A 1,898-nucleotide genomic window follows, 5' to 3' on the forward strand; every position below is an offset into this window, starting at 1 on the left:
CGATTAGAAATCTTGCTTGTATCTCCTTTGAGCTTAACTAAAAATTATCATTGGCGATCGTCGCTAGACGACGCGCTTCGAGTGAGCGTGCTTCGAGATTCGCTCACTCGATCGTATGACTTATTCAGCAAGCCCTATTTAGACAAAAAGTTGAACGATGCCTGTAATATTCTCACTACCTCGACCTTGAGCGATCGCATCCTGATAAATACGATGGATGGCTGTTGCTGCTGGGATTGAAGTATTAGCCGCCTGTGCTGTTTGAACAACGTAGCGAAAATCTTTCTCGACTAGCTCGATCGGGAACAACGGAGCATGATTGTTTGCCACCATTAAATTCCCTGCCATCTTAGCCGCTAGGCTAGTAACTGGTAAATCCCCCAAATATTCCATCGCCTTTGTACTGGTAATTCCCTGTTTATCTAGCAGCACCAAAATTTCTGCTAATGCTGCAACTTGCACCCCAAATAGGGTATTAACAGCAAGTTTCATTGCCATCCCCTGACCGATCGCCCCAATATGATGAATAACTGCTGCTCCGGCTGATGAAAGTATTGGTTGAACTTGCTCCAATATTTCTGCTTTACCACCCACCAAATAAATGAGCTTGCCAGCTTCTACCTGCGGGCGAGAACCAACGACAGGAGCATCAAGAAACATCGCCCCTCGTGGTTCGATCGTACTTGCCAATTCCCTTGTCCAGGCTATGGTTAATGTACTAGATTCGATCGCGATTCGATCCTTGTTGAGACCCAGCAAAGCACCTGTTTCTGGATCGAGCCAGATCCGCCGAGAGACATCATCATCAGTGACCATACTAATCACGATATCAGCTTGTTCGGCGGCGGCTTTGGGCGTTGCCGCATACAAGGCACCTCGATCGATTAGGGGCTGGATTTTTGCGGCTGTTCGGTTATATACAACAACTTGATAATTTGCATTCAATAAGTTTTGAACCATCCGCGATCCCATTGCACCGCAGCCCAAAATAGCAATTTTCTGTTTGGTCATAGTTGATAATCTCTTTATTTTTGACACTTTATGGATTTTTGAGTGAGCGAGACTGAAATTGCAGAAAGAAGGCGGTGCCAATTCCCCAAGCAGCATTCACCATCAAAATCAAGAAAATTATGTTCGGCGTAATCGGAACTCCCTGAATCGGGAACACTACAAAAATTGAAACTAGCGTAGGAGCAATCATCCCAAATATGAACGCTATGCCCCAGTAGAAAAAACGCTGCTGAATTCGATCGATCACAGCGGCTAGACCGATTCCCCAGATTCCTCCCCAAAAGGCCGCAGACCAGAAGAAGGGAACTCCGAAGGGTCTGGTTGGGGCAGTGGGATAAGGGGCAATGGGCGTGAAGGCGATCGCATGTAAAAAAGCTAGCGTCCCCTGATTAAATACCAGCGTGGACATGAATCCAGCCGCGAAAGCAATCAGAAATCGTAATAATGTACGCTGAGACATAATTAGATCGAAATGTTGCTCAAATCAGACAACTAACTAAAGATACCTGCTGCGGTAAAAGAAATAAACGTAAACTCATGCACAACTCTCGTGCGAGTTTCGCACGAATCCTGATTCCTTGAGGTAAGATTTTGACTAGGAAATTGTGGATTAGCAAGTTCGTGGGAACCCTTTAGCAATGGACATATCAGTACTGCAACTCTTCGTAGAGGTTTTCAGGCAAGGCAGTTTTGCCGCTGCTGCCCGCGATCGCAATCTCGATCCATCTTCGGTTTCACGGGCGATCGCCATTCGTGACAAGTTAAGAAGTGATCGCAGTTGTCAAGCGGGTTTGAGAAGATGGCTTAAAGAAGAATTGGTCGCCACTTCGTACATGTTCAGGAAAAGGGGCAATAATCAATTTGACGTTGGGTTTACGAATAGATTT

The 1,898-nt window shown here is 45.8% G+C and carries 3 protein-coding genes; 1 reads left to right on the forward strand and 2 read right to left on the reverse strand.

The annotated features are described in order from the left end of the window. Nucleotides 1-138: 138 nt before the first annotated feature. Entirely contained in the window at nucleotides 139-1,011 is an 873-nt protein-coding gene (locus ACEW9I_RS21925) for an NAD(P)-dependent oxidoreductase (RefSeq protein WP_373542447.1), read from the reverse strand. A gap of 28 nt (nucleotides 1,012-1,039) precedes the next feature. After that, nucleotides 1,040-1,471, reverse strand: a complete 432-nt coding sequence (locus ACEW9I_RS21930; RefSeq protein ID WP_373542448.1) for a hypothetical protein — start codon at nucleotides 1,469-1,471, stop codon at nucleotides 1,040-1,042. Between the two features lie 178 nt (nucleotides 1,472-1,649). On the opposite strand from ACEW9I_RS21930, the gene ACEW9I_RS21935 reads away from it, so the two are divergent. After that, on the forward strand, nucleotides 1,650-1,898 hold a 249-nt coding region (locus ACEW9I_RS21935; protein WP_373542449.1), incomplete at its 3' end, for a LysR family transcriptional regulator.

The organism is Chamaesiphon sp., assembly GCF_041738855.1.
Lineage (GTDB): Bacteria > Cyanobacteriota > Cyanobacteriia > Cyanobacteriales > Chamaesiphonaceae > Chamaesiphon.

Bases quoted from the DNA above. Each gene is read 5' to 3' on its own strand.
- ACEW9I_RS21930 (WP_373542448.1), bottom strand. From the start codon at position 1,471: ATGTCTCAGCGTACATTATTACGATTTCTGATTGCTTTCGCGGCTGGA.
- ACEW9I_RS21925 (WP_373542447.1), bottom strand. From the start codon at position 1,011: ATGACCAAACAGAAAATTGCTATTTTGGGCTGCGGTGCAATGGGATCG.